General features: G+C 49.5%; 24 protein-coding genes. 12 read left to right on the top strand and 12 right to left on the bottom strand.

Features of this window, described 5'->3' with window-relative positions; all coding sequences use genetic code 11:
• Positions 1–121: 121 nt before the first annotated feature.
• Together H6F88_RS15095 and H6F88_RS15090 are read right to left on the bottom strand one after the other, a co-directional pair.
• A complete protein-coding gene (locus H6F88_RS15095; RefSeq protein ID WP_190643577.1) occupies positions 122–508 on the bottom strand; it encodes a hypothetical protein in 387 nt (128 codons plus the stop codon).
• Between the two features lie 182 nt (positions 509–690).
• Positions 691–987: a nucleotidyltransferase family protein gene (locus H6F88_RS15090; RefSeq protein WP_190643576.1), complete on the bottom strand. Its 297-nt coding sequence runs from the start codon at positions 985–987 to the stop codon at positions 691–693.
• Positions 988–1142: 155 nt separating this feature from the next.
• On the opposite strand from H6F88_RS15090, the gene H6F88_RS15085 reads away from it, so the two are divergent.
• A complete protein-coding gene (locus H6F88_RS15085) occupies positions 1143–1574 on the top strand; it encodes a hypothetical protein (RefSeq protein WP_190643575.1) in 432 nt (143 codons plus the stop codon).
• A gap of 68 nt (positions 1575–1642) precedes the next feature.
• Here the strand turns inward: H6F88_RS15085 and H6F88_RS15080 are convergent, their stop codons facing one another.
• Complete coding sequence (locus H6F88_RS15080; protein ID WP_190643574.1) at positions 1643–4810, bottom strand: SMC family ATPase; 3168 nt, start codon at positions 4808–4810, stop codon at positions 1643–1645.
• Positions 4811–4914: 104 nt separating this feature from the next.
• Here H6F88_RS15080 and H6F88_RS15075 point away from each other — a divergent pair, with 104 nt between their 5' ends.
• Positions 4915–5733, top strand: coding sequence for a PhnD/SsuA/transferrin family substrate-binding protein (locus tag H6F88_RS15075; protein WP_190643573.1), 819 nt, complete (start codon positions 4915–4917; stop codon positions 5731–5733).
• Positions 5734–5826: 93 nt separating this feature from the next.
• Here H6F88_RS15075 and H6F88_RS15070 read toward each other — a convergent pair whose 3' ends face one another.
• On the bottom strand, positions 5827–6030 hold the full coding sequence (locus H6F88_RS15070; RefSeq protein ID WP_190643572.1) for a hypothetical protein: 204 nt from the start codon (positions 6028–6030) through the stop codon (positions 5827–5829).
• A gap of 105 nt (positions 6031–6135) precedes the next feature.
• On the opposite strand from H6F88_RS15070, the gene H6F88_RS15065 reads away from it, so the two are divergent.
• Complete coding sequence (locus H6F88_RS15065) at positions 6136–6699, top strand: Uma2 family endonuclease (RefSeq protein ID WP_190643571.1); 564 nt, start codon at positions 6136–6138, stop codon at positions 6697–6699.
• 12 nt (positions 6700–6711) lie between these two features.
• Positions 6712–7143 carry a DUF29 domain-containing protein gene (locus H6F88_RS15060; protein WP_190643570.1) on the top strand — a complete coding sequence of 144 codons (432 nt, stop codon included), beginning with the start codon at positions 6712–6714 and terminating at the stop codon, positions 7141–7143.
• A 191-nt stretch (positions 7144–7334) separates the two neighbouring features.
• Here H6F88_RS15060 and H6F88_RS15055 read toward each other — a convergent pair whose 3' ends face one another.
• On the bottom strand, positions 7335–8612 hold the full coding sequence (locus H6F88_RS15055) for a tetratricopeptide repeat protein (protein ID WP_190643569.1): 1278 nt from the start codon (positions 8610–8612) through the stop codon (positions 7335–7337).
• Positions 8613–8947: 335 nt separating this feature from the next.
• Between H6F88_RS15055 and H6F88_RS15050 the strand changes: the two genes are divergently transcribed.
• Both H6F88_RS15050 and mnmG read left to right on the top strand, forming a co-directional pair.
• Positions 8948–9355, top strand: coding sequence for a hypothetical protein (locus H6F88_RS15050; RefSeq protein ID WP_190643568.1), 408 nt, complete (start codon positions 8948–8950; stop codon positions 9353–9355).
• A gap of 211 nt (positions 9356–9566) precedes the next feature.
• A complete protein-coding gene (gene mnmG / locus H6F88_RS15045) occupies positions 9567–11486 on the top strand; it encodes a tRNA uridine-5-carboxymethylaminomethyl(34) synthesis enzyme MnmG (protein ID WP_190643567.1) in 1920 nt (639 codons plus the stop codon).
• A 119-nt stretch (positions 11487–11605) separates the two neighbouring features.
• Here the strand turns inward: mnmG and H6F88_RS15040 are convergent, their stop codons facing one another.
• Positions 11606–13117, bottom strand: a complete 1512-nt coding sequence (locus H6F88_RS15040; RefSeq protein ID WP_190643566.1) for an SPOR domain-containing protein — start codon at positions 13115–13117, stop codon at positions 11606–11608.
• 394 nt (positions 13118–13511) lie between these two features.
• On the opposite strand from H6F88_RS15040, the gene H6F88_RS15035 reads away from it, so the two are divergent.
• Positions 13512–14069: a DciA family protein gene (locus tag H6F88_RS15035; protein ID WP_190643565.1), complete on the top strand. Its 558-nt coding sequence runs from the start codon at positions 13512–13514 to the stop codon at positions 14067–14069.
• A gap of 485 nt (positions 14070–14554) precedes the next feature.
• Complete coding sequence (locus H6F88_RS15030; RefSeq protein ID WP_190643564.1) at positions 14555–14872, top strand: hypothetical protein; 318 nt, start codon at positions 14555–14557, stop codon at positions 14870–14872.
• Positions 14873–15021: 149 nt separating this feature from the next.
• Here the strand turns inward: H6F88_RS15030 and H6F88_RS15025 are convergent, their stop codons facing one another.
• Positions 15022–16179, bottom strand: a complete 1158-nt coding sequence (locus H6F88_RS15025; RefSeq protein ID WP_190643563.1) for an energy transducer TonB — start codon at positions 16177–16179, stop codon at positions 15022–15024.
• A gap of 209 nt (positions 16180–16388) precedes the next feature.
• Between H6F88_RS15025 and petN the strand changes: the two genes are divergently transcribed.
• The 3 genes from petN to H6F88_RS15010 are packed head-to-tail and all read left to right on the top strand — an operon-like array spanning position 16389 to position 17232.
• Entirely contained in the window at positions 16389–16478 is a 90-nt protein-coding gene (gene petN / locus H6F88_RS15020) for a cytochrome b6-f complex subunit PetN (protein WP_190643610.1), read from the top strand.
• A gap of 41 nt (positions 16479–16519) precedes the next feature.
• The gene (locus H6F88_RS15015) at positions 16520–16693 is read left to right on the top strand and encodes a hypothetical protein (RefSeq protein WP_190643562.1); all 174 of its coding nucleotides are present in this window, start codon (positions 16520–16522) and stop codon (positions 16691–16693) included.
• Positions 16690–17232, top strand: a complete 543-nt coding sequence (locus tag H6F88_RS15010; protein ID WP_190643561.1) for a GAF domain-containing protein — start codon at positions 16690–16692, stop codon at positions 17230–17232. The genes H6F88_RS15015 and H6F88_RS15010 overlap by 4 nt, the downstream gene beginning before the upstream one ends.
• A gap of 193 nt (positions 17233–17425) precedes the next feature.
• Here the strand turns inward: H6F88_RS15010 and H6F88_RS15005 are convergent, their stop codons facing one another.
• The 3 genes from H6F88_RS15005 to H6F88_RS14995 form a co-directional block, all read right to left on the bottom strand.
• Positions 17426–18673: an inner-membrane translocator gene (locus H6F88_RS15005; protein ID WP_190643560.1), complete on the bottom strand. Its 1248-nt coding sequence runs from the start codon at positions 18671–18673 to the stop codon at positions 17426–17428.
• Positions 18674–18705: 32 nt separating this feature from the next.
• Positions 18706–19512 (bottom strand): ATP-binding cassette domain-containing protein, encoded by an 807-nt coding sequence (locus H6F88_RS15000; protein WP_190643559.1) that lies wholly within the window; start codon positions 19510–19512, stop codon positions 18706–18708.
• A gap of 255 nt (positions 19513–19767) precedes the next feature.
• Positions 19768–20910, bottom strand: a complete 1143-nt coding sequence (locus H6F88_RS14995; RefSeq protein WP_190643558.1) for a sugar ABC transporter substrate-binding protein — start codon at positions 20908–20910, stop codon at positions 19768–19770.
• A gap of 1087 nt (positions 20911–21997) precedes the next feature.
• Here H6F88_RS14995 and H6F88_RS14990 point away from each other — a divergent pair.
• Complete coding sequence (locus H6F88_RS14990) at positions 21998–23932, top strand: primary-amine oxidase (RefSeq protein ID WP_190643557.1); 1935 nt, start codon at positions 21998–22000, stop codon at positions 23930–23932.
• A 223-nt stretch (positions 23933–24155) separates the two neighbouring features.
• On the opposite strand, the gene H6F88_RS14985 is transcribed toward H6F88_RS14990, so the two are convergent.
• Positions 24156–24326 carry a hypothetical protein gene (locus tag H6F88_RS14985; protein ID WP_190643556.1) on the bottom strand — a complete coding sequence of 57 codons (171 nt, stop codon included), beginning with the start codon at positions 24324–24326 and terminating at the stop codon, positions 24156–24158.
• A 35-nt stretch (positions 24327–24361) separates the two neighbouring features.
• The gene (locus H6F88_RS14980; RefSeq protein ID WP_190643555.1) at positions 24362–24841 is read right to left on the bottom strand and encodes a nuclear transport factor 2 family protein; all 480 of its coding nucleotides are present in this window, start codon (positions 24839–24841) and stop codon (positions 24362–24364) included.
• Positions 24842–24874: the final 33 nt, after the last annotated feature.

The following is a 24874-nucleotide window of genomic DNA, read 5'->3' as shown; positions in this document are numbered from 1 at the left end:
GGTAGAGCCTCAAAGGCAGCATCCCTGGTCAGAGTTCGGGAACGAGGAGTTTAATGTTGCGACTAATCGAATTACTTTTGGGCGATCGCCACTCACAAATGAATCAGGCGACCGACCCTCATCAAGCAACCTCAGCAAAAACTGGTGAAGGCGGACTGATACCCTCATGCTCATAGTATTCTAGATAGCTGGCGATCGCCCCTGGCTGAGCCTGCACTGCCATCTGAATTTCCTGCGCTGCCTGCCGAATTTCTGAATCTTCCTGAGCGGCGGCTTCGACTTTTGCAACCAGTGTCGCTACTCCATAATCCTCTGGCTTTTGCTCTGCCAGTTCCGGGGTTTTTGCTACCGTTGCGATCGCCGCTGCGGTTGCCTGATCCTTTCGCCTCAGCGCACTAAGAAATTTGCTTACCAACTTCCAAACTCCCTCACTAAGCTGCTCACCCGTCTTCTCAAAAGCTTTGGTGGCAATGAGAGTAGCGATTACTGTTGCGGTTAAAGGTTCCATCGCGACTCACATTTTATCCGTAATTTCCGTAGCCAACCTAACTTATCTTCGGGTTAGTTAAGAGCGATCGAGATCACGATATGTTGTGTTTTCAAATTCTAAAAAGGCTAGACGTACCTTACAATTCTTGCCCGTTCTGGTGATGCAATCTCGAATATGAATGATGTAAACTCTTAAATCTTTCATAGCGAGACAGCTTCTTGAAGAATACAGTCTTTCAAAAAGTAGTGCAGCGATTTTGCTGTTACAACATCTACTTTGCGGTGCAGCAGATTCTCCAAATCATGAATTAGCCCAACCGGGAACCAGGGAGTTATTTTCTCCAGTTTATAATCCACTAGAAAGTCAATATCGCTACTTTCTGTTGCTTCTCCCCGTGCAACTGAGCCAAATACCCGCACGTTGTAAGCTCCATGTTTTTCGGCAATAGCGAGAATTTGCGGTGCGAAGCAGTTCCCCTTTGGGTAATCGCTGCTCATCCAGTAATTCTTCAACGCCTAAGCCCATTTTCTCAGTATTACGGAAACTAATTGAGTCAAATTTACATCTATAAGAGTTATCGATGTTGTAATTCACCTCTGGTTTAAGTGGTGCTTCAAGGTAATTTGGTTTTATAGATGACTAGGAGCTAGGCATGAAAAATCGGATGATAGTTGGGTTAGTAGGTGCAGTTGCTTCTCTAACGATTTTGGGGCAAACGGCGATCGCCCAAACAGAGTTGCGGAGTGGCGTTGTGCAGCTTGTGCAGCTCAGAGAATTTGCTCAGCAAGGCACCAATACCGTTTCATACGGCACGCTAGCTGACCTTCAGGTTGACCCAAACTTTACAGGTGACTTTCAGCTCATGGTGAATACTGCTGCCACCATTCTGGATGGCTACACGATTGTGAATCGTGGCGGATATTTCCCTGAGAATGCTGGAATTCCCCGCAACCAGCAGTTAACTCCCTCGGAGGCAGTTTATCGAGTTTATTCACTAAACAACGACTACGAACTCGTGCTGTTCCGTACCCCAAGTGAGAATACGTCTGAGTATTTCATTCGCACGACTAACACTAGATTTTAGGAAGGGCTAGGTGCTGTTTTAAAGGTTGAATTTTCGTGCATTTCACCCACGAAAATTCAACCTTCTCATTAAGCTAAAAGGCTTACCTGCGACCCCTGTTGTGTTTTGCAAACCTCAATGCGGGTTTGGAATGCCTCTTTAAAGTGGGGCATGTGGGTAACGGTGAGAATGCAGGCAAAGTCAGGGGCGATCGCTTGGATAGAACTAATGAGGCGATCGCACCCTGCTTCATCCTGGGTACCAAATCCTTCGTCGATGATTAGCATTTGCAGAGCAGTGCCAGAGCGTTGAGCCAACAGTCGCGCCAGCGCTAGCCGAATTGCAAAATTAACGCGAAAGGCTTCCCCGCCAGAATAGGTTTCGTAGGGGCGAGTGCCCTGCACGTCACCAATCAGAATATCTAGCGTATCGATCAGCTTTGATGGATTGCGGCTGGTACTTTTACGTCGTCCTGCCCGCTGCGTGACAAACTGGACATGAAGCTGATTGGCGCTGAGTCTGCCTAAGATGCGGTTGGCTTCGGCTTCAAGCTGAGGCAGCACGTTTTCGATCATGAGTGCCTGAATGCCATTTTTGCCAAAGGCTTGAGCAAGTTCCTGGTAAACGCGATATTGCCGCTGAAGGGTTTTGCACTGCTGCTGCTGTTCCTGCTGCTGCTGTTTTAGTAGTGTGAGCTGCTGCTGCTGCTGTTCTAATCGTCCCAGGTGCGCCAGATGTGAATCTAACTGCGCTCGTCGATGTTGCATTTGCGCTTCGAGGGACTGCATCGCGGCGGTGCAGTCAGGAATTTGGGTGAGGTGTGAGTTTAGGGTGTTGATTTGAGTGGCGATCGCTTCTAACGCCTGCATTCTGCCCTGCAAGGTCGCTATCAGTTCACCAATACGCTGCTGCACCTGGGGATAGTGCTGTTGCGCCTGCCCCCATTCCTGGTAGCGCAGTTGCCAGGTTTGCGCCTGTCGCAGAGCATTTCGCAGGGCGGTGTGTTGCTCTAAATCGTAAGCAATTTCTGCAATGTGGCGATCGAGACGATTAATTTGTTGCTGAAGAGGTGATTTAGGAATTGCTTGAATTTCACCTTCTAGTGCCGCAAGCTTGGCTTCGAGTTCCGGTTTGCGTTGGGTAAGCTGTAGTTGTCGCCGCTGTGCCTGCTTGATTTCTGCCTGCTTGATTTCTGCCCAACGCCAGCGATCGACCTGCCCCCGTGCCAGAGCATGATCTTTGTCGTCATAGTGAAGCTGCTGCACGCTCTGGTCAAGTAGCCGCAGTTCTTCTTGCAATTCGGCGGCGTAGTCGTTGGTGTGGAGCGATCGCTCGATCTTTTGCTTTTCCTCCATCACCTGCTGCAGCCGAATTTGGCTGTCGGCACTGATACTGAGCTGTTCCTGCAACTGTCCTCGCCGCTCTAGCGCCGTCCCATAGCCTGCTAACTCTTGATCTAAATCGCGGTATTCTTGCCGCAATACCTGAATTTCCCGCTCGGAGACCGCCAACTGTTCCCGCACCACCCAAAGCTGGTCGCGCACTTCCTTTTGCTCTGCCAGATGTCGCTCCAGAACGAGTTGAAGGTGGTGTTCATCCAGAGGGCGATCGCAAAGGGGGCAGGGGGGGAAGGGAGATTGGGGATTGGGTGGGGATTGGGAGAGGAGAAGGGAAGGGGCAGTGGGAGTCGTATGACCATTTCTCCGGTCTAATTCTTCCAGGAAGCTGAGTTCTTCTATCTCTGCTACTCCCTCACCTCTTAACTGTCCTACTCCTTCTCGCCTCAGCATTTGAATCTTGTGATCCAGTTCTGCTAGCTGTAGTTCGCAGTCGCGCTGGCGTTCCTGGAGGCGTTCCAGGAAGCTGCGTCGCTCCAGTCCTTTTTCGCGCACGCGCTGCTGGTAGGTGCGCCGTCTTTCTAGATGCTCGATTCTTTCGGCAACGGCGATAACAGACTGCTGAAGTTGGGGCTGTCGCTGCTGTTGGGTTTCGAGTTGGCGTGAGAGAGAGTGCAGTTCTTCCAGTCGGGCACTTAGGCGGGTTTGGATGCGGTCAAGCTGGCTCTGAACCTGCTGCCGCCGCTGTAACAAGGGGGCAACTTTGACCTGAAGCTGGTCGAGTTCGCTTAACCTTAACCGTGCCTGGTTTAGCTGCTCTACAGCGGCTTTGACATCATCGGCTTTGCTCAGGGTGTGCTGAATTTCCTGCTCCTGCTGTTGCAGGGCTTCCAATTTTGCCTGCACCTGACGCAACTGATCTTTAAGTACATTTAACGCCTCGGATTGCTGCTGCTGAAGCTTCTGCCGCTGGGATTGGGCTGCCTGGTGCGCTTGAAATTTGGCGGTTTGTCGTTCTTCTTCCGCCTGAAGTGCCTGAAATTGAGTATATCCGGCAGCGATCGCCTCTCCTTCTGTTAGCACCAGTTCAAGCTGCTGTTGCTGCTGCTGTAGAGTCGTCAAATCCTTCTGCAAGCGCTGGCAGTCTTGGGTGAGATGGCGCTGCTGTTGCTGCTGCAAGGTGAGTTGCTGTTGCCAGGTTTGGCGCTGCTGCTGCTGGTTTGTGTAATGCTGCAAGGTGTTTGCATCGACTTCCTGCTGCTGCTGCATTTGAGACAAGGTAGCTTCGAGGTTGGCTTGCTCGACCGCCAGCCATTCTCCAGTTTGAAGCTGCGTTTCAATTCGCTCCAGGCTTTGTTCTAATAGCCCTAACTCGGCTTTGATTTGGCGCGATCGCTCCTTCGCCTGCTCTGCCAGGTCATCATACTGGTCTAGCTTGAGCAAGTCCGCCAAAATCTGCTTGCGCTCTCCTGGACGCTTTAACATGAATTCATCGGCTCGCCCCTGCCGCAAATAGGCAGAATTAACGAAGGTTTCGTAGTCCAGCTTCACATGCTGCAAAATCAACTGCTGCGTTGCCCGAACCCCTTTGCAGGTCAGCGCCCGAAAGCCTTCTGGAGTTTGCACCTGAAACTCTAGTGCTGTCGTTTGCCCCCTATAGCGCGTGCGAATGATGCGATAGATCTGCTGCTGACAGTGAAACACAAAATCCACCTGCGCCTCTTGAGTGCCCAGGTGAATCATGTCATCCTCAGCAATGGCGCGGCTTTGCCCCCAAATTGCCCAGGCGATCGCCTCTAGCAGCGAAGACTTTCCGGCTCCATTTGCGCCACAGATACAGGCAACATGCAGACCCCGAAAATCCAGGGTCGCCTCCCGATAGCTCAAAAAGTTTCTCAGCGTCAGTTGTTGCGGAATCATGCCGGTCAAGTGCGTTGCTTGATCTTAAATTAACAGTACGCTCGCACTTTAGTACCTCTGAACTTCAGTACATTCGCACTTTTTCCCATCATTTTCTGCAAATCATGTCAAACTCGATGCCCCATTCACTGCAAATTGCTTCCTATCTGGCTCCCAATTTGATGAGTCTTTATGCAGCGGTAGGGCAACATCTGGAACGGGCATTGAAGGTGAAGACACAGATTTGGCAAAGTGAGTTTGACCCCCTCGAAGACCCAAAATTACTGCACGACCAGATCGATTTAGCTTTTGTTTGTGGCTTGCCGTTTGCCAGACACACTCAAGTGATGCCTGATCAATTTGTGGCGATTGCTGCTCCAGTGATGCAAGCAGAGCGCTATCAAAATCGTCCTGTTTATTTCTCAGATGTGATTGTGAGTGCTACTAGTGAACTCACCTTGCTTGATCAATTGGCGGGAAAAGCCTTCTGCTATAACGATCCTGGCTCTAATAGTGGTTATAACTTGTTGCGCGATCGCCTGATGCAATCAGGATATCCTTCTCACTTTTTCGGCAAAGTAATTCAGTCCGGTTCTCATCAACACTCTATTGCCTGGGTTGCTGAAGGAAAAGTAGATTGTGCCGCGATAGATAGCACCGTGTTGGAGCAAGAATTTCGGAATTCACCGGAGCGATCGCTCCAACTACGCATTATCGAGTCGATTGGCCCATGCCCAATGCCACCCCTTGTTGCCGCCCAACGACTTGGTAACACTTTTCTTGACCAACTCCAATCTGTTCTATTAAATCCTGATGCGGAGTTACAGTCTTACATACAACAGGTTGGAATTCGTCGTTTTGCAGCAGTGAAGAGTGAGGATTATGAGGCGATCGCTCACATGTACAACGCTGCTCTTGAAGTAGGCTACGAAATAATCTGTTGATGAATTCTAGGCATAGTGTTACGGCTCCAAAGTTTTGACCAGAATGCAAATCAGGCTTTCTAAATCATCTGGCACTCGGTAAAGGGTAAGCCCCTACTCAATCTGCTTTTGCTCTCGGTGCAAAATTCCAAACTGCCAAATATCTCTAGAAATGGCTTCTTGCAGAATAGGTTGAGCCTCATCTGTCCACTTATTTAAATGTATAAGACTGTCCGGGTTGAAGAATGGCAGGTCTAGCCATAGAGAACTCTCTAGATAGCGCTGCTTCCAGCGTACCGAATAAAATGATTGAAGCAAGTTCTCATGAGGTATAGCAATAAAAGAGCAATAAAAGATAGACAGCGAGTAAAAAAGCCTTGTTTATCAAAGCTTATCCCTCATTCCTATTTCCCTGGAGGCAAAATGATCCAAACTTCCACCCCCTCCCTCACCCTAGAAGCATTTTTGCAACTGCCAGAAACTAAACCTGCCAGCGAATTTATTCATAATCAAATCATTCAGAAGCCAATGCCCCAGGGAGAACACAGCACTTTACAAGGGGAATTGGTTACTGCAATCAATGCAGTTGCTAAAGCTGAGAAAATTGCGATCGCTTACCCTGAACTACGCTGTACCTTTGGAGGAGCTTCCATCATTCCTGATGTTTCGGTATTTCGCTGGCAAAGAATCCCCCGTTCTCCATCCGGTCGGGTTGCTAACCGATTTGAGCTTCATCCTGATTGGGCGATCGAGATTCTTTCGCCTGACCAGTCGCAGACCAAGGTTTTAGAGAATTTGCTGCACTGTTCTCAAAATGGGACGGAGTTAGGCTGGTTACTTGCCCCAGATGATGAAAGCATTTTGGCAGTATTTCCTGAGTCTCGCGTCAAGTTCTACCGAGGATCAGAAATGCTACCAGTCTTAGAAGGCATTGCCCTTTCTCTATCTCCTGCTGAGATCTTTAACTGGTTAGCCTTACCTGAGTAGAGGCCTCAAACGATGAAGAATCTCTATGAAAGTGATTTCTATGCCTGGACGAAAGAGCAAGCCGAATTGCTTAAGAATAAAACCTGGGAACAGATAGACCTACCCAATCTGATTGAGGAAATAGAAAGTTTGGGACGGCAAGAACGGCAGGAACTCAGAAATCGTCTAGGAGTGCTATTAGGACATTTACTCAAATGGCAATATCAGCCGTCTAATCGAGGAAATAGTTGGTTGTCAACTATCCGAGAGCAGCGCCGTGAAGCTTCTCTTGTGTTGCGAGAAAATCCCAGCCTCAAGCCTTATCTTTCAGAAGCAGTGTGCTTGGGTTACGAATCAGGAGTAGATTTAGCTGTTCGAGAAACCGGAATGGACTACGATGTGTTCCCGGCAGAATGTCCCTACACTGAGGAACAAATTTTAGAAGAGACTTTTTTACCGGACTAACATAGTGCTAGTTCCTGGAAGGTTCTAGTGATCTATTTACTTAGTGCTGATTACTTGAGTGAGAACAAGAAGGAGAGGATTTGGGTATTGAATGAGAGTGCCAATCCTGATGGATACTGGAGTCTTTTTTGCTGCAATATTAACTCATTTCACTTATCACTCCGAGCAGGTATAAATTCCGTTGTTGTCATTTATCCAACAGCTTTGCTTACGGTGTATTGGGCGAAGGAGGGAGAGTAGGTAGTGCGGCTTTTTTCTGCTTGGTGCAGCGCGTGCAGGTAAATTTGTTGGAACAAGTGCCTTTGAGCATGACTGCCACCAACTGACCAAAGGTGAGGCAAAACGGGTTTGAGGAAAGCGATCGCCCCTTTCCAATCTTTGCTAGCGTGAGCTACCATGCCGTGCGCGGCGGGTAGGGTGACATTGAGCCAGGTATTTCGCTGAGTTGGTTCTAGCGTGTGGGCGTGAGCTTCCATACTCAACAGCATTTCGTGCGTTTGGCTAAACCATCCGGCTCTTGCCAAAGCATAAATGTAGTGCAAATCCTGAAAGGGTAAGGCGTGTTCGTGAACGCGAGGCAGCAGGTGAGTAACCAATTTCTGCCAGCGATCGCCCACACTCATTCCCTTTAACTCTAATCTGGAGAGTAGCGCGATCGCCCCGACCTGATCTTTTGGAGTTGATTTGCGAGCGCGGCCCCAGATGTGAGTGTCATAGAGCGATAGCACTTTTTGCCTATCTGCTTTTGCCAAGTAATACAATCCGACGTGCCACCAGTTGTGGGTATAAAGCATCGAGTTGCACTGTTCCCATGTGTCGGACAGGCTTTCCATCCAGGCAATGCCTTCATCGATTCGCCCCTGCATTTCCATCACATGAGCAACAGCATGGTGCGCCCAAGGGTTGTGGCGATCAAGAGCAGTTGCCTGTCTGCCAATTTCCTCAGCTTCTTTCAAGCGATGGCACTGCTCCAGACCAAAGGCAATCATGCTGTAGAGACAAGGATGCTCAGGGTTTGCGGGTAAGACAGCTTCAGCAATTTGAAGCAAGCCTGCTGTGTCGCCTCGATAAAAGTAGTGATATTGCCCCTGTTGCACAGAGAGTAAGTCTTGAGGAAACTGCTCAGCGATCGCCCAATGTATTGCAATCGCCCGCTCGATTGCTCCTTTCGCCCAGGCTGCGATCGCTTGAATGTAAAGCTGTTCTCGCTGAGTGACTTGGGGTAGAAGGCGTTGGGCAGATTCTAGATAGGGTCTTGCCTGTTTACGGGCAGCGGCACTTTCCAGCGAAAGATAATAGGCTGCGCTGTAGGCATGGGCAATTGCACAAGTTGGATCTGCGGTAATGGCGGTGAGAATAGCGGCTTCTGCTTCACGCCCATAGGTGAGAGACTGCTGCACGAATTGATTGATTGCGGCGATCGCCTTACTAGAATCGGTTGTAACGTCTAACCCCTGAGCGTCCTTCAATGGTCTAACTCCTCTGAATAGTCCAACAGCAAAAACAAATTTATTAATCTACGGTAAGTCGGTCAATTTTTAGTATTTAGTTTAAGCTTGAGTATGTCACAGCTTCTTTACAAAGGTCAAGAAAGACCAAAAAGGGAGGTAAGAACAAGATTCCTACCTCCCATTGGGTCCTAACCAGCAGGGCTAAAGCTACAGAGTTTGACTTAAGAGAAGTTCATGAAGGATTGAGGAAGACTTTGGACAATTGCCTCCAAAATTTCTTGCTTTCTTCATGACGAAACAGATATGAGCCTTGTTTAAGAAGGCACCATAGAAGCATCCTTTATCCTCACCTTATGAAAATTCAATTATTAATGGTGGGATTGCTAGCGATCGCCTCGACTAGCTGTGCCCCTGGAATTGCTACAAATGCTACGCCATCCGCTTCAACTACGACTTCACCGGCAACTGCGGCTCTGACCTCTGCTACAAACCCAGACAATCTTTCCCTTAAAGAAGAGCTAGAAGGTACTTGGTCAGCGGGCTTTATGACCGTTACATTTAATTGGGATGCTGGCACTTATTCTGGTGTAATGCTAGACGAACCATTCTCTAAAACTCTAGAGTTTGTCAGCGAAACAGGTAATGAAATTGTTTTTAAGGCAGACGGTTCTCTCATGGTGGGGCGATTTGATCCCAATGGAGAAGTGAGGCTGACTGAAAGCGCAGACAGCTCCTCAACGCTGAGACTAAAACGAATTTAGCTTGTAGTGGGTTTCAGTCAATTATCAAAACAAGTTTAAAGAAGCGCACTCTCTTATAGGGTGCGCTTTTCTCATAGCTTAAATTTAAGGAAATGAGTACAAAAGGCGAATGGGAAGAGGGACAAAGCTAATTCAGTGAAATTCCAGATAAGATCGATATCGGACTTCATAGCGATTGCAGCAATAGATTCTTGTACGCGAGACAGATAATATGCCCCATCCTCCAACCGTTGAATTTCAGGACTATTTTGATGTGGTGGTGGTGGGCGCTGGGCACGCTGGCTGTGAAGCCGCTTTAGCCGCGGCTCGATTAGGCTGCCGCACCCTGTTACTAACGCTGAATTTGGATAAAATTGCTTGGCAGCCTTGCAATCCAGCGGTTGGCGGACCAGCCAAATCACAGTTAACTCATGAAGTAGATGCGCTGGGCGGCGAAATTGGTAAGGTAGCCGATCGCACCTATTTACAAAAGCGAGTTCTGAATAACTCACGAGGTCCAGCGGTTTGGGCTTTACGGGCACAGACGGACAAGCGCGAATATGCCGCTGTGATGAAACAGATCGTTGAGAATCAGGAAAACCTGACCATCCGTGAAGGCATGGTAACGGATCTGGTTTTGGGAGCTAACGATGAGGTAATTGGTGTCCAAACTTACTTTGGCGTAGCGTTTCAGTGCAAATCGGTGGTGTTAACCACAGGAACGTTTTTGGGTGGCGTAATTTGGGTTGGTAATAAGTCGATGCCCGCTGGACGTGCTGGAGAATTTGCAGCAGTGGGTTTAACCGAAACGCTAAATCGGTTGGGGTTTGAAACTGGGCGACTGAAAACGGGAACGCCAGCACGGGTAGATCGGCGATCGGTAGATTACACTCACCTGGAACTGCAGCCTGGGGATGAAGAGGTGCGCTGGTTTAGCTTTGACCCAGAGGTGTGGGTAGAACGGGAGCAATTGCCTTGCTATTTAACTCGCACCACTGCGGAGACCCATCGGCTAATCCGGGAGAATCTGCACCTTTCTCCGGTGTATGGCGGTTGGGTAGATGCAAAAGGGCCGCGCTATTGTCCCAGCATTGAGGACAAAATTGTACGATTTGCCGATAAAGAGTCGCACCAAATTTTTATTGAACCTGAAGGACGAGATATTCCAGAACTTTATATCCAGGGGTTTTCGACTGGGCTGCCAGAGGGGCTGCAGATCCAGATGTTGCGATCGCTTCCCGGTCTAGAAAACTGCGCTATGCTTCGCCCTGCCTACGCTGTGGAATATGACTATTTGCCTGCAACTCAGTGTTATCCCACCTTGATGACTAAAAAGGTAGAAGGGTTATTTTGTGCAGGGCAGATCAACGGCACAACGGGATATGAGGAAGCGTCCGCTCAAGGACTTGTGGCAGGAATTAATGCTGCTCGGTTTAGTCGCGATCGCCCCATGATCATTTTTCCTCGTGAGCAAAGTTACCTGGGTACCCTGATTGACGACCTCTGCACCAAAGATCTGCGGGAGCCTTATCGGATGCTCACCTCTCGTTCTGAATATCGGCTGCTGCTGCGATCGGACAATGCCGATCAGCGGTTAACCCCACTAGGACGAGAAATTGGACTGGTGGACGATCGCCGGTGGGAATTGTTTACTCTCAAGCAGGAAAATATCACTGCCGAAAAAGAGCGCCTGCATGAAACTAGAGTCAAAGAGCACGAAGAATTAGGGCGCAAGATTGCTGCCGACACCCAGCAGGCGATTAAAGGGTCGATTACGTTAGCAGATCTGCTGCGTCGCCCTGGATTTCACTATGCTGCCTTGGAGCATTATGGACTCGCTAATCCAGCCCTGAATCTGCCGGAAAAAGAAGGCGCAGAGATCGATATCAAATATTCTGGCTATATCCAACGTCAGCAAAACCAGATTGACCAGATTAGCCGCCAGGCACATCGATCGCTGCCTCAAGATTTGGACTATGCCAAGATTGAGACGCTTTCTAAAGAATCACGTGAAAAGCTGGCTCAGGTGAAACCGCTAACGGTAGGTCAAGCGACTCGCATTGGCGGTGTGAACCCAGCGGATATTAATGCGTTGCTAGTTTATCTAGAGATTCGTTCTCGCCAAGAACAACCTGCTGCAACAGGGATCTAACGCCAATTCCAAAAATTAGAGCTAGTTAAAAGAGGCAGGGCAAAACCCTGCCTCTTTTAATTGAGACCTCTGTGTAGCTACAAGCTATGCAGGAGGTGCTGTTGTGCTAATTGATCGAGTTAGGGTTGATGAACTTCGGCAGAAATGCCCTGTTGCTCTAGCTCACTTGCCAGATCTTCTGCCCCAGCCCGATCGCGAAATGCCCCGACCTGAACTTGCGCCCCACCTTCTGGAGTATTACGGACATAGGCATCACCGACGGCTTGGCGGGCTTGCTCTAAACTGCGATCGCCATTGTAAGGAGTTGTGACGTAATAGTAGTCGTCTTGGCTGGCGGCAGGAGGGCTCGCAGGAGCGGGCGCTGTTGCTACGGGTGGGCTCGCAGGCTGAGCTTGCACCTGAGGAACAGAAGGCGTTGCGGTGTTTGCTTGAGCCGGAGCGCTAGGACGAGCAGCAGAGCTGGGACGAGCAGGGGCTGGAGCGCTAGCACGAGCAACCGGGTTGGGACGCGCCGGAGCCGGAGCACTAGCACGAGCAGCAGGGTTGGGACGCGCCGGAGCCGGAGCGCTAGGACGAGCAGCAGGGTTGGAACGAGCGGGGGCTGAAGCTTGACTAGGAGCAGAACGCCCATTTGGGCGCATGGAGACTGTCGCAGGCACGACAGTCCTCGGCAGGGTGGGAGCCGACTGCGGGTTAGGCAGGGGTGCGGTTTGGGCAGGAGTTGAAGCTGTTGGAGAGGGGACTGCTCCTGGAGTGACGGACACTGGAGCGGGAGCTTCACCCGTTGGCAAGGTGCTGAGCGTACTTAAATTTAATTCTCTAAATTCTTCGCTTGCCAGGTCGGGAGAGCCTGGTAGTGCGTTACTCGGTAAATCAGTTGAATCTGGGTTAGTGGCAACTTCGCCTGACAACTCTGAGTTGCGATCGCCCCTCGGTTCACCCTCACTAAAGATTCCAAGACTAGCTGGGTTCATAATCATATAGCCCAGGGTGACGCTGGAGAGCAGCAGCAGCAGCATGGAGCCAATTCCTAGCGGGGTTAACAAGCTTTGAATAAAGCTCGGCTCTTGCGGGGGAACCTCCTCCTGATCGTCCAGGCTTTTAAGCAACTCTTCAGAAGATTCTAGGTAGTCGTCTGGTCCCAGGTTAATGTCATCTGGGTTAACCAGCTTTTGGGTTGTTTCTGCCTCAGCACCAGGAGAAACTAGCCCTGACGGCTCTGCATTGGGGACAGTTGCAGCCGCAGCCGCGATCGCCAATTGGTTAGGAGTTGATGGAGGAGTCAGTGAAGGAGGAGTTGGTGAAGCGACACTCCGTTTGATCTGAGAGGGCGGTGGTGGTGGCACTGGGGAGGGCCTGCCTTTCGCAGTGGAAAGGGCGATCGCTCCAGCAGCGGCAGCCTGCGTCCTTCCCCCTTTCGCCTCCACATAAATTGTGTCCATCGGTTTAGCATCGCGGCTGCGGCTCCGCCGACTTTTAGGTTTTGTCGGTTTGCTCTTACGGGAGCGACGGTAGCGAGACAGTTCCTCCTCTAGCTGCATATCTAAACCACCCAGTGCAGTTTGCAGGACAGCGTGCAGAGGCTTAGAAGGAAGTGAAGTTGAAGATTCTTGTGAGGAACGTTGGCGCATTAAACTACTCCTGCCAGTACGTGAGTGACGACCCAGTAATACGTAAATGACTTATTCAGTGATGATTGGTTCAATGAATAATCGCAAAAGATGCCCCTGAATCTGTCTACACCGAGAAGTATCCCTGAAATAATCATTGTTAGCTTAATCTGAGCCGCTGTCAAAGATGGCGCAGCCTACAGCCCTATCTTGCGCCCAATTCTAATCTGAAATTTGGAGACTGATTTGCAGCCGATTCGAGCTTTTCCAGTTAAATTAAAGCCTGATTTTCATGGAAGAAAACCATCTTGAACGGCTTGTGAGACGCATCATACAGGGGTTAAGCTTCTCGCACAGTCTAGTTTAGGGCACCAAAGGTTCAGGACTCTGTAGGCTTTGTATTAGGACTATATATATGTCGCTTAAATCTCTGCATCACGTTTTAGGTGCTTTGCAAAGCCAGGAGGGTTGGCGATCGCGACAGCAGCTTCAACAACTGCTTGCCTGTTGGTTTCAGGTAGTTGGCCCGGCTGTCGCTGCTCAGACTCGTCCAGTTTCAATTCAGCGGCGGGTGCTGCATGTGGCTACCTCTAGCTCAGTTTGGGCGAATAACCTTACTTTTGAACGCCAGCGGATTTTAGAGAAATTGAGTGCTCACCTGCCCTACGCTCTTTCTGACATTCGTTTCTCTACAGCTCACTGGCAACCCTACCGGGGCAACAGTTCAATGGAGGAAGATGCATCCGAAATCTGGCAAAGACACCCTAGCCGAGTTGCTGATCCTTTTGCTGCGTCCAGGGCAAAGGCTCAGTCAGAACGTCAGGATGCAGATTCGGCATTTCGACATTGGGCTGAGGTAATGCAGACGCGATCGCAGCACTTGCCGCTCTGCCCTAGCTGCCGTTGTCCAACGCCCAAGGGAGAGTTAGAGCGATGGTCTATTTGCTCACTTTGCGCTAGTAAGCAATGGTAAGCCCGTAAATTTACACACCTCTTTTTTGAATAGACCCAGAATTAACCTCATAACGCTCGATTCTTTAAAGCAACAACCGTATTTTTTCGAGCATTTAAAGCAGAACATTTAGTTGCAAATAGACATCTCTAACGGGTGTGCTCTCATAAAGATTAAATTCAGATAAAGTTTGGTCCTGGATTTAGGCAATTTCCCCTTTTTAGGGTAGGTAAGAAATTAAAAATAAGGCTGGTCTTTCTGGTTTCCTATTGATCCCCATGAGGTTTAAGGAAGAACTGATAACCTTATCTACTCTGCTAAAACTGATACAAAAGTTTTTAATATTTCTGAGTTTTTAACTGGAACCTAAAAATAATCTAAATTCCATTTTTTGTTCGGGATCGCTACAAACTTCTCAGGCAAAGGCTTTAGAACTTTTATCTAGCTAAAACCAAACAAATTCAAAGATGAGAATGGGGGTGAAGAATAACCTCACACAAGATCCCATGGGAAAACAGGATTCTGCCATCTCAGCTTGTCGGCACTGCCAAAACTATGTGCCTCAAGGTCGGCGTGGTGGTCAATGTCGGCAGTTGGGTGTACTTGTTCACGGCGCTTGGAAGGCTTGTTCTCTGGCGATCCCACCCTTTTCTCCAGTCTGGAGTTTAGAGGATGTGGCGCTTTGGCAACCGGAGGCTTTTGAGCTCAACGAACTAGAGGCGATGCGAAGCAGTTCCCCTGTTGGGGTAATCGCCCCTGATCCTGTTCTTCCGACTTACGTTGCAAAAGTTGTTGTAACGCAAGACGTTGTGCTTTCTGAATAGAAAAGCAAATTTATACGAATTCTCCCTATACCGTTTCTACATGAAGCTGCATATTTTGGAATGTGCCCCGCGTACGCGGGGCACATTCCAAAATATGCAGCCATAGAGAGTCAGTATTAGAGCTATATATTCGCCCGCATCAGCGATGCCTACTGAACCGATTCAGGCTGGCGAATGCTGTAGTAAAAAGTCAGCGTGCGGGTGAGTGGTTGCTGATTTGCGGCAGGGGGAAGTGGCTCAAAGGGAGCAGATTGCTGGATTGCTTGGATAGCCGCTTCATCGGCGATCGCCAGTCCAGAGGGCTGCGTTACTTCCCACTCAGTCAGTTCACCTGACTGATCGACTGTAAATCTGACTTTTACAGAGCGCGTTGCATCGACATCGACCTGGATACGCTGCCACTGTTGCTCAATCTGCTGATTCATCTCAGCCAGATAGTCTCCCCAAATCGGGTCTTGCTCAGCATCAATGCCAAACTCATTAGAGGCTGTGCGGTTTGAATTTGCGATTTGGGCAAACTCTTGTCCCAGATTCAGAGCCGCTTCAAACGGGGCTGCAGTTTGATCTGCGATTTGATCTGGGGAAGTGGGCAAGTCTGATGCGGGTGAGTTTGACGTAGGCAAGTCGGAAGTTTGTGACGAGTCTGGCTGATTCGGCAAGTCCGATTCAGACGATGCGGTTTGTTCAAGCGGATTGAAACCTGGATCTGGCGCTGTAGAGTTCGGTGAGAACGAATCAGCTTCTAGCTGCGGCAATCTTGCAAAGGCACTGTCATTTGAATTAGCAGGTGCAATATCCGGAGCTTCAGCAGCTTCAGGGTTGGGGGTATCGGATAGCTCTGAAGTGGACTGTGGTGAATCTGGTTTTACTTCGGTTTCGGTTTCAGTGGCTTTCCCCTGACCGCTATTTGCAGGACTAGAAGCTGGAACAATTCTCCCTGGTGAGACGGGGGGTGGAAGCAGCGGCGCGATTGATTTGTTGTCTGTGGTGCTGTTTTCTTTTAAGGATTCTTCGATTCCGGGCTTTCCGGCTGCTATAGGCAGGTTTGGTTTCGCTTCACCGCCTGCGATCGCATCAATATTAGAGCGGCGATCGCTATTCTGCTCTGTCTCGGTTTCTGTTTCTAAATAAACAAACTCAATTGGTTCTATCGCTTCCACTGCCAAGTCTGGCGGCTCTATCGGTTGCCAAGGAAGGATGCCGCCTGCCACCATACCACCATGAAAAGCAGCAGCGACTGCTAAGTAGATTGTCAAACTCCCCCGCTGAGCGGCAAAGCGATCGCGATATTTCTGGGCTAGGCTCATGAGTTAGTGGGGAAGCCGGTAGAGAAAACGTGTGTAGCTAACCGCTATGAAAACATGAGTTCTACTCATTTGGCGATAGGCGATAGGGACGCTGAACTCTAAGGGAAGCGGCGAAAGGGCTAGCGATTTGAATTATGATAGATTCTGGAGAAATTCTGGATCTAATTCCAGATGTATTGAACCTTCACATTTTGGCTTCACATAACGCTATGGATATTTTGACTTTGGGTTGGGTTTCGCTGCTAGTCGTTTTCACGTTCTCCATCACGATGGTGGTTTGGGGCCGTAACGGATTCTAAGGATTAACAAAATCAACTGAGTTGAAAGCCAGTAATCAGCTATGGGCTTTGAAACGTCTCCCTTAGGGATTCTTGCTGTAACTGCTCTGGGGTTAATGGTTGCATTCACAGGTGGCATTGCTTACCTGACAACGATTGAATGGCGCGATCGCCGTCGCCGAGAGCGAGAAATGCGCGAGAACCAGAGTGTTTCCAAGAAGAAAAAGAAAAAATGACCAATTCCTCTACTAACTGGGAATTGCCTGAACCTCTGCAAGCCGTTTTTGCAGAAAATTCTGATTTAGATGCGGTGTTCGCAGCGTTAATGCCTGCTTTGTGTCGGGCGTGGCGCTGCGATCGCTGCTTTCTCTATCTTCGCAACCCCCAAACGGGACAGGGGCGAATCACTCACTGTTGGGGCACCAGTCCTGAATGGGCTGATTTGTCAGGCTCGGATTGGCTAGAAGAAGGCGATATTGCCAGTAAAGATCCGCTGATGGCGATCGCTTTTCGCACGGCTGAGCCTGTCTTTGTTGAAGATATTGAGACGGCTGGCCCTGAAATTGTCAATCTTGACTATGAGCGAGACGTATTTCAGCATCGAGCGTTGATTCACGCACCGCTCTATCATGAGGGACTAATGTACGGCATTTTGGAACCCTGTGTCTTTCAGCAGCCAAGGGTGTGGACAGAGGGCGATCGCCGTATTACTACCGAAATTCAAGACAGACTTGCCCCGCTAGCCGCAGCCTATGTACGGCAACAAGGGACTTAAGCCCCTTGTTCCATTAATAAGTTTGCTTTAACTCTGTAGTAGCACGTCGAGTTTAAGGTGTTGGGTTCCGCTCTGCTCCACCCAACCTACCAACTCATCATCTGGTGGTTGCGTAGGTTGGGTGCAGCGCAGCGGAACCCAACGTTCAAAGTTTGCTGCGCTACTAAAGCAACTAAACCCACTCTAATCTCAGCTATCGCCCTTTGAGCCCGGTACGACGCACAACTGCATCAGCGGTGACTGCCAGTAACAGCACGGCACCCTGAACAATATTCTTGACGCTTTGATCTTGGTTGAGTAGGTCTAGTCCGTTGTCGAGACTGCCGATTACCAATGCACCTAGAACTACCGCCCAGACGGAACCCCGACCGCCAAATAAGCTGACCCCACCAATGACGGCAGCGGCGATCGCATTCAGCAATAGGGTTGAGCTAATTTGCGTAGCAACGGCTGTACTGCGGGAGGTCATCATGATTCCAGCCAGGGCTGCCAATGTGGAAGCCAGCATGAAGACAGTGATCTTCATGCGAACGACCCCGATTCCAGCGCGACGAGCGGCTTCCGCATTGCCGCCAACCGCGTAGAGGTGCCGTCCGAACGGAGTTTTGCGTAGAACGATCCAGAAAACCAGCACCAGACCTAACGCAATCATTACGGCTTGGGGTACGCCCTGATAAGACTCAAATAGGAAGATCAGAATGATTGTGACGGCTGCTGCTCCAACAAGCTGTAGCGCTGTTTGGGAGGAATGCCGAACGGACAAACCAGCTTGCGATCGCTTGCGTCTTTCGTACCATACCCCCAGCGCATACAGCCCTAGGCACACCAGCGGAATTCCCCAGCCCAAAACTGGGTTGAGATAGGTTGGAGCAAGGGAACGAATGACTGGATCGCGCACGACTAACGTGGTTTGTCGTCCCATTACGACGAGCAACAGTCCTGAATAGGCGATCGACCCTGCCAACGTGACAATAAACGACGGCACTCGCAGCACGGCAATAAAGAATCCGTTAAGCAGTCCAATCAGTGCGCCTGCCAATAGCCCTGCTAGTATTGCTAGCCAAGGATTCCAGCCCTGATATACAGAGACCGTTGCCATGATTGCAGCACAAGCTTGCGCGACAGCCGCTAAACTCAGGTCAATTTCACCCAGCAATAGCACTAATACTGCCGCAATACTGAGAATGCCAATAGTGACAATTTGCTGGGTTAGATTAGATAGATTTCGGGCTTGTAGGAATACGCCACTGGTAGTGAGCTGAAAGTAAATCGTAATGAGCGCCAACGTCAGAATGACGGGAATAAAGCCCAAATCACCCTGCATTAGCGATCGCAAATTAAACCGGGCACGCGGAGCGGCTGTAGCTGGCTGATGTACCAGGGCATCCTGACTGCCGGACTGATCCTGATCTTGAGGGGTGTCCCGATCTAAGCTTTTCATAAAATTAATATCCTCTGTAAGTCGTGCTATCCCTAAACTGCTGCCTCAGACGTAGCTCCAGTAATCGCGCCAACTACCTGTTCACGGGTAGCGCTGCGGACATCAAACGTATTTGCCCGCTGTCCTAAACGCATGACGATGATGCGATCGGCGACTTCAAATACGTCATGCAGGTTGTGCGAGATCACTACAACCGCTAGACCCCGCTCTTTTAGCCGCAAAATTAGATTCAAAACTTGTCGAGTCTGAGCCACACCCAGAGCAGCGGTTGGCTCATCTAGCAGCACCACTTTCGGCTGGCGCAAGATTGTTTTGGCGACAGCAATGCACTGACGTTGACCGCCTGACAGAGAAGCCACGGCTGACCGCACTGAAGGAATTTTTACATCCAAAATTTTCAGTACGTCGAGCGTTTGGCGTTCCATCTCGGTTTCATCTAGCACCCGCAGCAAGCCAGGAACCAAATCACGGTAAGCTTCCCGTCCCAGCCAGAGATTTGCAACCACATCCAGGTTGTCGCACAGTGCTAGGTCCTGATAAACCGTTTCAATTCCTAATCGGGTTGAGTCTTGGGGACTGCCGATGGTGACGGGTTGACCATCAATTAACGTTTCTCCCTCGTCGGGTACATAGGCACCCGACATGGTTTTGATCAAGGTTGATTTGCCTGCGCCGTTGTCACCCACCAGAGCAACCACTTCGCCATCGTAAACCTCAAAATCTACGTGCTTGAGGGCGTGAACGCCGCCAAAGGATTTGCTGATATTTCTGAGCTGGAGGCGGGGAACTTTGCTGTTGACAGAAGCGCTATCCGACGTTGCCGACACTGAACTGGTCATTGTTTGTTAACCCTCCTGAGTAAGTTGAAACGAAAAGGCTTTACCCTTGCTGACTGCAAAACATAAATTCCCTCATCCTCAGATGTAGGTTGGGAGAGGTAGGTTGGGTGGAGCATAGCGGAACCCAACGTTCGTCTAACTTGATGCTGTTGGGTTCCGCATTCGCTTCACCCAACCTACGGTGGCCGTTCCATAGAAGGTTTGGAAAGTTGCACGCCCTGTTTAGAGGCGGGGATTGAGGATGAGGGTGAAGTCTTACGGGCAAACGCCGCCTGCACCAGAGGGCAATCCGCTGCAAATTTCTTCTTTGCTCAAGAAGCCATCAGCAATCACAGTTTGTTCAACATTGGTGCGATCGACGACAACGGGTGTTGCCAGAACGGAGGGAATCTGTGCGCCGCCAATCACTTCATTGGTGCCGTTGACGATCGAGTCTGTGTCTTCACCTTTGCTGAGGGCTGCGACCAGACGGGCAGTAGCGCGGGCTTCCTCAATGATTGGCTTGTAGATAGTCATTGCTTGGTCGCCCGTGAGAATGTTTTGGATTCCGGTGAGGGTTGCGTCTTGCCCAGTGACGAGAACTTTCCCGTTCAAATCTTGTGTCCGCAATGCTGCAATTACCGTATTTGCCATACCGTCATTGGCAACGTAAGCGATTTGAACATTATTCTCTTCCTTGGTTAGCACGCCTTCCATTAAGGATTGCGCTCTGGCGTTGTCCCAGTTGGGGGTGTATTGGTCAAACACGAGGTTGAGGTCGCCGCTGTCAACTAGCGGTTGCAGTTTTTCAACGGCTCCTTCACGGAATAGCAGCGCATTGTTGTCGGTTTGGGAACCGTTGATCATGACCAGATTGGCTCCCTCTTGCAGACCAAAGTTACCAGCATTGAGCTGGTCTACGATGTATTGCCCCTGCAATTCTCCGACGCGCTTGTTATCAAAGGAAACGTAGTATGCGAGGTCGGGATCTTGAATCAGGCGATCGTAGGCGATTACGGGTACGCCGCTTTGTTTGGCCTGTTGTACAATGACTGCTGCCTGTTCACTATCGTTGGGGTCAACAACGAGGATGCAAGCGCCTTTGGTTAGGGCTGCGTCTGCCTGGTTTTGCTGAGTTGCGGCGTTGTTGTTGGCGTTAGCGTACTGAATGGTGACTCCGGGCAGAGCCACTTTGATTTCTTGCTCTAACAAGGGGCGATCGTAGGCTTCATATCGAGCGGAGGAGTCTGATTCGGGTAGGAGAATGCCCACGTTCATGCAGTCTTTAGCAGCGGCGAATTCGCTCTCGGCGGCAGTTTCGGAGGTGTCGTCAGCGGGGGTGCCATTACTACAAGCGGCTAGTAAAACTACGCCAACGACAGGCAACCAGCGGCGGAAAAAGGGGTTTAACTTAGGCATGATTTAATTCCTTATTTTGGTGTAGTTTGGTTGGGCGTTTTTACCCGTTTCTTGAGCGCTTCTTGTGGAGAGGTTTGGATCAAGGACTTGGGGAGTTGGTGCTATTCCAAAAGGCTGAATGGGTGCCAATAAATTGGGAAATGCGATCGCCTCTTACAAAAACAAATCGCTCAGGTTAAACCCAATCATTCACAGCGAAAACTAGCAGCACAAACTGCTTGCTGTGGTGAATTCAGCAGCAAGTTAGCTTAAGCAGCTAAACCAATGCCTATAACAAATTGCTACGGCATTATTTGCGATCGCCAACATCAGCCCAATAGAAACTACTCGGCTTGAATGAAAGCAAATTAGCAGGTATCAAGTCATCTCGAAAGTTGAAGACGGCAAATAATGCAATCGGTCAACTTAAGCTCAGAAGGGCTATGAGGGGCAGCAATGAGGCGTTGTTAAGGCGTTAAAAAGTGACAATGTTAACGGACAAACATCAAGTGACGATGTTAATGATACTTAGCAGAGTCTCCCATTCTAGCAAAACTTTTACAAACCCACGGGGGGCGGGGATCAGGCAGCTATTGCGATCGCCTCTTAAAGCTCACTTGAGAATCTACAGATTTTTTACAGTTAAAAGAGACGTTGATCTTCTAACCCAACAAGAAATCTGCAATGACAGAATCGAGGGAACCTGACAGCATAAAAACTAAAAAATCTGTATTTCCCCAGTACGAAAAGCTACTGGGATTAGACTCCACACGGCTAATTTTTATTGAATAAACTAAGATTTTGAACTCGTTTTTTGTTCTCCCCCTTATTCCTAAAAATGCGCTATGAATATACTTTTACTTTTGCAGATTTGAATTACTCTTGTGATCTAAGTGAAATAAAATGTAACGCGAATTGACGTATTTGGTATTCAAGGCATCAGTAATTTGCAAGCTTTAGGTAATATCTTTACCTGCTTTTGTCTGCACCATCTCTACGGAACAACGCTGCGTAGACAGTTCTGATAAAGTTTGTAGAATCGCTACAGCAAGAATGGCACTGAAACCTGCCACAGAACGATATCTATTCGGCGACAAGATGACTCACTATGACTACCACCCATGATCTGGCTAATGTTTCCACTTTATCTACTACACCAGTTCACCCACTGGAGCCTTTGACTCCCGAAGAAATTGCCAGAGCGGTTGCAATTGTCAGGGCAGAACGCAAGTTGAGTGATCAGTTTCGCTTTCCGGCAGTGGTGCTAAAGGAGCCACCCAAGTCAGTAATTCTCAGCTATCAACCGGGTAATTCGGTTGAGCGAGAAGCATTTTTGATTTTGCTAGACAACGCGACAGGGGCGACCTATGAGGCGATCGCCTCCCTCACTAGCAACACGGTTACCTCCTGGCAGCACATTCCAGGTGTGCAGCCCAACATCATGCCTGATGAACTGTCGGAGTGTGAGGCAGCGGTGAAAGCCAACCCGGAGTTTCAGGCGGCGATCGCCAAGCGCAACATTCCTCTAGAGTCGGTTGTCGTTGACCCGTGGGCGATCGGTCACTTTGGTTTACCGGGAGAAGACGGCATTCGGCTATCGCGCTGTCTCTGCTACGTGCGAACCACGCCCAGCAGCAACTTTTACTCTCGCCCCATTGATGGACTTGTTCCCGTCGTTGACTTGAACAAAATGCAGGTCTTACAGATTGAAGACATGGGCGTTGTGCCTGTGCCGCCAGAGCCAGGGGAATATGCCGCCGAGTTTGTATCCCCAATGCGGACGGATATCAAGCCGTTAGAAATCACTCAGCCGCAAGGCCCAAGCTTTGAGGTAGATGGGCATCATGTGCGCTGGCAAAAGTGGCAATTTCGCATCGGTTTTACGCCGCGTGAGGGACTGGTGCTGCATACCGTCGGTTACGAAGATCAGGGCAGGCTGCGCCCAATTCTCTATCGCGCATCGCTAGCTGAAATGGTCGTTCCCTATGGTGATCCGCGATCGCAGCACTTTCGCAAAAATGCTTTTGACGTGGGTGAACATGGCGTAGGCGTATTGACCAATTCGCTTCGCTATGGCTGCGATTGTTTGGGCGAAATTCGCTACTTTGATGCGGCAATGACCGATAGCCGAGGCGAAGTGGCTATCATCGAGAACGCTATTTGTATGCATGAGGAGGACTTTGGCGTTCTGTGGAAGCATACAGATTGGCGATTGGATAACGTTGAGGTGAGGCGATCGCGTCGTCTCGTTGTCTCTTTCTTCTGCACCGTAGATAACTACGAATACGGTTTCTTCTGGTATTTCTACCAGGACGGCACGATTCAGTATGAGGTAAAGCTGACGGGCATTCTCCTATGTGGTGCGTTGGGAGATGTTCCCAAATATGGCACGCTTGTTGCGCCAGAGGTAAATGCTCTCAACCATCAACATTTCTTTAGTCTGCGGCTAGACTTTGACATTGATGGTGGCAACAACTCCGTTTACGAGGTGAATACCGAAGCCGAGCCCATGGGAGCAGACAATCCCTATGGCAATGCCTTCTTCGCCACCTCAACCCTATTTAAAACGGAACTGGAAGCACAGCGAATTATTGATCCGCTAGCAGGTCGCTACTGGAAAGTCGTCAATCCTTCTGTGCAAAACCGTTTAGGGCAACCCGTCAGTTACAAAATCATTCCCGGTGACAATATCTTGCCGTTCGCTCATCCCGAATCCCCAATTCTGAAACGAGCCGGATTCATGACGAAACATTTGTGGGTTACGCCTTACGCCGAAGATGAGCGCTTTTCGGCAGGTGATTACCCCAATCAGCATCCTGGTGGTGAAGGTTTACCTAAGTGGACACAGGCAAACCGTTCAATTGAAAATACAGATGTAGTGGTGTGGTACACCTTTGGACATCACCACATTCCCCGTCCCGAAGACTATCCGGTGATGCCGACTGCTTACAGCGGTTTTATTCTCAAGCCAGTCGGATTTTTTGATGCAAATCCTGCATTAGATGTGCCGCCGTCTGAATCAAAGCACAGTTCTTGTCATTAAGATTGCGAATTATCTCGTTACGAGGCTTTGCCTCGTAATGCCATCTAGAGGCTTTGCCTCATTCATGGAGGAGGCAGAGCCTCTGAGTAGCATCCCCAGGTAGAACCTGGGGACGAGGCTAAACTTACAAACCTAGATTCAAAGATGCAAGCTCTGTAAGGGCATGGCATTCGGCAGCTATTCTTAAAACTTTCAACACAGGCTTTGCCCGAATACCACGCCCCTACCCATCCAAGGCGATCCTTCGGGGTGCCTGCCGGTTGAACATTGCTAATGTGAAAGCAAACAATGCTTCTGTGTCGCCTTGCATTAACGATGTAAAGGCAAACAATGCTTCTGCATCACCCCACATTGCTAACGTGACGAACAACAATGCTTCTGTGTCGCCTTGCATTGCTTCTACGGGCAATGACTAACGACTCGCTAAAACTACCCCTGCCCTTTTGCTGCCATTTGCCGAACAGCGCTGTGCAGATGGGGGTTGCCTTCGTTCCAGAAAACGATCTGCTTGATTTTGCTGATTTTCCAGCCTTTAGGCGTTCTCGTTAGCGTGTGGATGTAATAGCCGTGCGTGTTAAAGCGATTCACACCCGTGTAATGGGGGTGAAATCGGTTAATGACAACACAGGACACACAGGTCGCTTCGTCTGTTTCAATCGTCAGATTGAGGTTAGTCAACTGATGCTGAGTTTTGAGACTGCTAAGGGCAGTGCGTCTTGACGCGACAAAATCGTCGGCTTTGACTCTGATCGCAGGCTCGTTTCGTAGGTCGGAGTAGTCAGCTTCGATTTCATCCAAGAAACAAGAACGAAACTGATTCCAATCTTGTAAATCTAGACTGCTGGCAAACCGATTGACCACATTGCTGATTTCGGCGTGATCGAACATCAGTTCTAGTTTGGTGTCCATTCTTTTTCCCTGAGACAGGCGGTTTAGCAGGAC

Origin of the sequence: Oculatella sp. FACHB-28 (genome assembly GCF_014696015.1) — a bacterium.
In the GTDB taxonomy this organism is placed as follows: domain Bacteria; phylum Cyanobacteriota; class Cyanobacteriia; order Elainellales; family Elainellaceae; genus JAAUTN01.
Note: the sequence above shows the minus strand (reverse complement) of the source record. Positions and strands in the feature narration are given on the sequence as shown.